The sequence below is a fragment of the Mycobacterium sp. TH-M25 genome (assembly GCF_057473665.1).
The window spans coordinates 1-6,290 of sequence record NZ_JBYCLA010000153.1 but is presented as its reverse complement, the minus strand read 5'-3'; the positions used below and the strand labels follow the sequence as shown (position 1 = coordinate 6,290).

Sequence of the window (6,290 nt, the reverse complement as noted above, 5' to 3'; positions counted from 1 at the left end):
GCCCGATATAGGCCTTCCACACCGGCCCCGGATCCACACCGTCCTCGGCAACGCCTCTGACCAGCGTCGGCGGGCACTGCTTGCCGACGGCGTCGCGGACGGTTTCCTGCCAGAGCCGCTGATCGGCGTCGAGTTCCAGCAGCATCCAGCCAACTCCTCAGATCGTCAACGTGAATGAGAACACTATTCTCTTATTAGCGAAGTCGCAATCTCGCACATTTCGATACCGGGTTGATCAAGCCTGGCCCCGGCCCCGGTTTCGCCGGCGCGATCCAGGCCCGATCGAGCGGGGCCGCGGGCGATCTGGACAGCGGCGCCGAAGCCAGAGAATGATATTATCGTCAGCGAAGAACAACAGTTTCGTCGTTGTCGAGCGATTGAGGCCTCTATCAGGCGAAACGCACAATAGAAATGCTTACGGGAAACCCGTTGGTCAGCGGCGAACGAGGATGTTAGCTTGGCTAGACGACTGCTGACGACCTCGACTCGGTCAGTCGATTCGGGAAGGGCGGTTTAGGTGATCGAGCACCCAGACGGGACGCGCACGCCGCTGATCGACGCGAGCGTTCACATCTTCTTCGCGTCCAACAAAGAACTGCGTTCGGCACTGCGCGAGCCGTTCAAGAGTCGCGGCTTCCCGGACTACGAGATGGACTGGTACGGCGCCCCGGGCGGTGAGTACGCGCCCAAGACCCGCGGGCCGGAAGGGCAGTACCCCGGCTCGGACCCGGAATTCGTGGGCAATGAACTCTTTTTCAACCGCGGCGTCGATATCGCGGTTCTGCATCCGATGGCACGCGGCATCATGCCAGACCGCCATCTGGGCACCGCCCTGCACGCCGCCCACAACGCGATGATGGTGTCGAACTGGTTGGAGCACAGCCACTTCGGCGACCGGTTCCGCGGCACGATCCGGATCAACCCCGATGACGTCGCGGGTGCGATCAAAGAGATCGACAAGTGGCGCGGGCACCCCCGCGTGGTGCAAATCGGTGTTCCGCTGCAATCTCGCGAGCTGTATGGCAAGCCGCAGTTCTGGCCGCTGTGGGAATCGGCGGCCGACGCAGGCCTTCCGGTGGCCGCGCACATCGAGTTCGGATCGGGCATCGCCAATCCGCCCACCCCGTCGGGCAATACCCGCACCTACGAGCAATACGTCAGCTTCATGGCGCTGAACTACCTGTACCACCAGATGAACATGATTGCCGAGGGTGTCTTCGAACGCTTCCCGGGCCTGAAGTTCGTCTGGGGCGACGGCGCAGCCGATTTCATCACGCCGTTCATCTGGCGGATGGACACGTTCGGCCGGCCGCATCTCGAGCAGACCCCTTGGGCACCGAAGATTCCCAGTGATTACCTACCCGGGCACATCTACTTTGTCCAGGGCAGCCTCGACGGTCCCGGGGATGTCGATTTCGCCGGTGAATGGTTCGGCTTCACCGGCAAGGACGACATGGCGATGTTCGGATCCAGCTACCCACACTGGCAATGCGCCGACGCACGCAAACTGCCCAGGGCTCTCTCTGCCGAACAGCGGGAGAAGCTGTGCTGGCGCAACGCGGCCGACCTGTACGGGATAGACATCGCCGTCGGCTCAGGCGCACAGTAGGAGCTAGAGCGAGGAGATCGAGATGACGCTGACCCACTTACACGAACGTGTCCCGGCCGTCGAACGGATCGCCGTCCGGTGCGTCGACTCCGACGTGCACCCGGCGCCCCGACGCGGCGAGCTCGTTCAGTACATCCCCGAGCCGTGGCGCAGCAGGTACTTCGGCTCCCGCGACGTCGGCGAGCAGATCTACTACGACGCCCCCGACTACGCGCACAGCTACGCGATGCGCACCGACACCTTTCCGCCGGATGGCGAATTCGCCTGCAGCGACCCGGACATGGCGTTCCGGCAACTGATCATGGAGGCGGGCTCGGACATCTGCATCCTCGAGCCGGCCGCCTACCCGGCCCGGCTGCCCGAGGCGCAGCACGCGATGGCGGCCGCGCTCAACGAGTGGCAGTACCACCATTGGCTCGACAGCCACAACAACTGGCACCAGCGGTGGCGCGGTTCGATCTGCGCCGCGATCGAGGAGCCGCAGGAGGCGGTCCGCGAAATCGAGAAGTGGGCCGAACACCCCTACATGGCGCAGATCTTGATCAAGGCCGAGCCGCGACCGTCATGGGGCAACCCCAAATACGATCCGATCTGGGCCGCCGCGACCAAGCACGACGTCACCGTCAGCTGCCACCTGTCGCGCAGCCAGTTCGAAGAGTTGCCGGCCCCGCCGGTGGGCTACCCCAGCTACAACCATGACTTCATGGTCACGTATTCACTGCTGGCCGCGAACCAGGTCATGAGCCTGATCTTTGACGGCGTCTTCGACCGCTTCCCCACGCTGCGAATCGTTTTCGTCGAGCACGCCTTCAGCTGGATTCTGCCGCTGATGTGGCGGATGGACGCGATCTACGAGGCACGCAAATCCTGGGTGGACATCAAGCGCAAGCCGTCGGAGTACGTCAAGGACCACATCAAGTTCACTACCCAACCGCTGGACTACCCCGAGGACAAGACCCAGCTCACCCGCGCTCTGGAGTGGATGGAGTGCGAGAAGATCCTGCTGTTCTCCTCGGACTACCCGCACTGGACGTTCGACGACCCGCGCTGGTTGGTCAAGCACCTGCCCAAGCACGCCCGGGACGCGGTGATGTACCGCAACGGCATCGCGACCTACCACCTTCCCGAGACGGTTCCCGTCCTCCAGGGTCAAGTCCGGGTGCTCTGAGTTGCCTGCCGACACCCCCCGGGCCGAGAATCGTCTCGCCCAGGGCCGCGAGCATGTGGTCGCCACTGTCGACGAAATCCCTTCGGGCACGCACAAACTGGTTCCGATCGGCCGGCATGGAGTGGGCGTGTACAACGTCAACGGGACTTTCTACGCGATCGCGAATTACTGTCCGCACCAAGGTGGTCCACTGTGCTCGGGCCGCGCCCGGGGGCGCACCATCGTCGACGAGACCGCGCCCGGTGACGCAGTGATGGTGCGCGATAAGGAGTACATCTACTGCCCATGGCACCAATGGGGTTTCGAGCTGGCGACCGGCACGACGGCGGTCAAACCGGAGTGGAGCATCCGCACCTACCCGGTGCGGATTGTCGGCAACGACGTCCTGGTTCAGGCCTGATCTGACTGGAGTTCATATGTCTTTTCTCGAGATCAACGGCGGCAAGGTCGTCTACGAAATCCTCGGTGATTCCGGAGATTTGATCGCGCTGACCCCAGGCGGCCGGTTCAGCAAGGAAATCCCCGGCCTGCGCCCGCTCGCTGAGGAAATGGCTGCCGGCGGCTACCGGGTGCTGTTGTGGGACCGGCCCAACTGTGGCGCCTCCGACGTGCAGTTCTACGGGCAGAGCGAATCGCACATGCGCGCCGAGACGCTGCACAAGCTGGTGACCGGCCTTGGTTTCGACCGCTGTATCCTGGCCGGCGGATCAGGCGGCGCAAGGGATTCCATGCTGACGACGATGCTCTACCCCGAACTCGTGGAGAAGCTGGTGGTGTGGAACATCGTCGGCGGAATCTACGGCAGCTTCGTGCTCGGCTCGTACTACATCATTCCCAGCATTCTCGCCGTGCGAGGTACCGGCATGGCCGGCGTGGTGCAGGTACCGGAATGGCGCGAGCGCATCGAGGAGAACGCGGACAACGAAAAACGCTTCCTCGACTTCGACTCCGAGCATTTCCTCAAGTTGATGCTGCGGTGGCTCAACGCTTTTGTGTCCAAGCCCGGCCAGACGATTCCGGGTGTTGACGACGAGATGTTCGATCGAATCCAGATTCCCACCTTGATCATTCGTGGCGGCGAGAACGACATGGATCATCCGAAACGAACATCGCTGGAAGTCAGCTGTTTGATCAAGGGGTCGAAACTGATCGACCCACCCTGGCCGGAGGACGCCTGGGAGCGCGCGTCCGAAGCCCGTGCTCAGGGCAAAGTGAAGCACTTCAACATGTTTGACACCTGGGTGCAGGCCGCGCCACCGATTCTGAAGTTTCTGGGATCCTGATGCGACTACGCGGTGTGAATGCGGACTTCGCAGTTCAGCGACGCCTCCAGCGCGGTGTGAACGCGGCTTTCCGGAATGCGCTCGAGGTCCGCTTCCCGCAGTGTCACGTCGACGATGTCGAAGCCGTCATCGCCGGGCGTCCGGACGATGTCGCCGGTGAGACCGAATCCGGCCAGCACACCGCGGGCATCGTCGTCGGTTCCCCGGCTGACAAAGGTGACCACACCAGGCAGCGGTGTAGTCGGAAAAGCACTGCCGCACAGCGTGGTCGCCGCGCGCGTTGCGGATTCGGCGTTGTCACAGCTGATCAGCAGCTCTACCTCACGGCGACCGGTGGGCATGGCCCCGAGGTCGTTCTCGATCACACCGGTTCTTCCGACGCTATCGAGGAGCGCTGCCATGCCGTTGGTTAGTTGCGCAGGAGTCAACGCGTTGTCCGGGTCGACATTGACGCGCACGACGGCGGTTCGCATGTCGGCAAGCCTAACCGTGCAGCGGGGAGTCGAATGATGAAGACCACCGTCGCACCGGCGATCAGCCTCGCCGCTTCGCCCGGCTTGACGCCTCGGCTGTTGATTCAGGGCGGTCGAGAAGACCTCGACGCCTACGTCGGGTATCAGCCGCTGACCGCCCCTGACGAACTGCTCGGCGAGGTCAACTCCAGTGGGCTGCTGGGTCGGGGCGGTGCCGGTTTCCCGTTCGCGATAAAGGCACGCGCGGTCCGCGACAACGGACGTGCGGTCGGTGGCGCCGTTGTCGTCGCCAATGGCGAAGAGGGCGAACCGGCTTCGATCAAGGACCGGTGGTTGTTGCGGAACCGCCCGCACTTGATCCTCGACGGCCTGCGGCTTGCCGCCGCGATGGTGTCCGCCGACCGCGCCTACGTCTATCTGTCCGACCCCGAATCGGCCCGCAGCGCGGAAGCTGCACTGGGCGAGCTCGGACCGGACGCCTTCGCCGGCGTGGCGGTCGAGGTCCGCAGCGTCGCACCGGGTTACATCGCCGGCGAGGAGACCGCCGCGGTGCGCGCGCTCAACGGCGGTCCAGTCAAGCCGACCGACAAGCCACCGCGGCCCTACCAAGAGGGTGTCGGGGGACTCCCGACTCTGGTCAGCAATGTCGAGACGCTGGCGAGCCTGCCGCTCATACTGCGACGCGGGTCAGCCGAGTTCCGTTCGCTGGGCACGGCGTCGTCGCCGGGCAGCTTTCTGGTGACGGTAAGCGGCGCGGGTCGGGCACCGGGACTCTACGAAATTCCACACGGCTTACCTTTCACCGAACTTCTTGCTCTGCATGGTGTTTCACCGGGTCACGTACGAGGGGCGCTGATGGGCGGCTACTTCGCCGGCCTGCTGGACCGCTCGGTGCTCGGCGCCACCCTCGACCACGAGACGCTGCGCGCTCTCGGTTGCGGCCTGGGCAACGGCGCGATCGGCGTGATCACCGACGACTGCCCGCTGGCCGTCGCGGCGTCGGTGCTGGCCTACTTCGACCGCGAAAACGCCGGGCAATGCGGCTCCTGCTTCAACGGAACCGCGGCGATGGCAGCCGTCACCGGGGCCTTGCGCGACGGCGTCGCCACCGAGGAGGACGTCGCCCGGTTGCGGCGCTGGTCGGTGGTGTTGCGCGGCCGCGGCGCCTGCGCGACGCTGGACGCCGCGACCAACATCGCAGCGAGCCTACTGACCAAGTTCCCCGACGTCGTCCAGGACCACCTCCACAATGGTTGTCAGGCATGCCACCTGGGCGCGTTCGCGGCCGATCGCCCCTACCAGGTGGAGTCGCTGTGAGGGTTCGCCTGGACCGCACCATCTGCGACGGCTTCGGGGTGTGCGCCAAGCACGCTCCGCATTATTTCTCGCTCGACGACTGGGGCTACGCGTCGCTGGAAGGCGACGGCGAGGTCGTTGATACAGACCGCGACGCCGTGATCCGGGCGCTGCTGGATTGCCCGGTGCACGCGATCACCGAATGGGGCGAGCGCCGCGATGCCGACCCGCATGACCGGTCGGTCGGCGTCGACGACCCCGCCGAGCACCTGAAAACCGAAGCAAACGAGGCGGAATGGGGGTTCACCCGTTGACCGGACGCCCACTGCCGTTGATCACCGATGACAACGCGTTCTTCTGGACCTCCGGCGCCGACGGCACGCTGCGTCTGCAGGAATGCACCGATTGCGCCGCGCTGATTCATCCGCCCGCCCCGGTGTGCCGGTACTGCCGCTCGCACA

8 protein-coding genes and 1 pseudogene are annotated in these 6,290 nt (G+C 64.6%); 7 read left to right on the top strand and 2 right to left on the bottom strand.

Going from position 1 to position 6,290, the window contains the following annotated elements; all coding sequences use genetic code 11:
* Window positions 1-145: pseudogene (locus AC2VOU_RS05205) on the bottom strand (acyl-CoA dehydrogenase family protein); the annotation flags it as partial.
* Between the two features lie 372 nt (window positions 146-517).
* Here AC2VOU_RS05205 and AC2VOU_RS05200 point away from each other — a divergent pair.
* From AC2VOU_RS05200 to AC2VOU_RS05185, 4 genes are read left to right on the top strand one after another with little or no spacing between them, the layout of a single operon-like run.
* A complete protein-coding gene (locus tag AC2VOU_RS05200) occupies window positions 518-1,609 on the top strand; it encodes an amidohydrolase family protein (RefSeq protein WP_486956399.1) in 1,092 nt (363 codons plus the stop codon).
* Window positions 1,610-1,631: 22 nt separating this feature from the next.
* Window positions 1,632-2,777, top strand: a complete 1,146-nt coding sequence (locus AC2VOU_RS05195; protein ID WP_486956398.1) for an amidohydrolase family protein — start codon at window positions 1,632-1,634, stop codon at window positions 2,775-2,777.
* A gap of 1 nt (window position 2,778) precedes the next feature.
* Window positions 2,779-3,177 (top strand): Rieske (2Fe-2S) protein, encoded by a 399-nt coding sequence (locus AC2VOU_RS05190; RefSeq protein ID WP_486956397.1) that lies wholly within the window; start codon window positions 2,779-2,781, stop codon window positions 3,175-3,177.
* Between the two features lie 16 nt (window positions 3,178-3,193).
* Window positions 3,194-4,060 carry an alpha/beta fold hydrolase gene (locus AC2VOU_RS05185; RefSeq protein ID WP_486956396.1) on the top strand — a complete coding sequence of 289 codons (867 nt, stop codon included), beginning with the start codon at window positions 3,194-3,196 and terminating at the stop codon, window positions 4,058-4,060.
* Window positions 4,061-4,065: 5 nt separating this feature from the next.
* Here AC2VOU_RS05185 and AC2VOU_RS05180 read toward each other — a convergent pair whose 3' ends face one another.
* A complete protein-coding gene (locus AC2VOU_RS05180; protein WP_486956395.1) occupies window positions 4,066-4,533 on the bottom strand; it encodes a hypothetical protein in 468 nt (155 codons plus the stop codon).
* 36 nt (window positions 4,534-4,569) lie between these two features.
* Here AC2VOU_RS05180 and AC2VOU_RS05175 point away from each other — a divergent pair, with 36 nt between their 5' ends.
* The 3 genes from AC2VOU_RS05175 to AC2VOU_RS05165 form a co-directional block, all read left to right on the top strand.
* Window positions 4,570-5,850 carry an NADH-ubiquinone oxidoreductase-F iron-sulfur binding region domain-containing protein gene (locus AC2VOU_RS05175; protein WP_486956394.1) on the top strand — a complete coding sequence of 427 codons (1,281 nt, stop codon included), beginning with the start codon at window positions 4,570-4,572 and terminating at the stop codon, window positions 5,848-5,850.
* On the top strand, window positions 5,847-6,143 hold the full coding sequence (locus tag AC2VOU_RS05170) for a ferredoxin (RefSeq protein WP_486956393.1): 297 nt from the start codon (window positions 5,847-5,849) through the stop codon (window positions 6,141-6,143). Before AC2VOU_RS05175 ends, AC2VOU_RS05170 begins: the two co-directional genes overlap by 4 nt.
* The coding region (locus AC2VOU_RS05165; protein WP_486956400.1) for a zinc ribbon domain-containing protein at window positions 6,125-6,290 on the top strand (166 nt) is incomplete at its 3' end. The genes AC2VOU_RS05170 and AC2VOU_RS05165, both read left to right, overlap by 19 nt.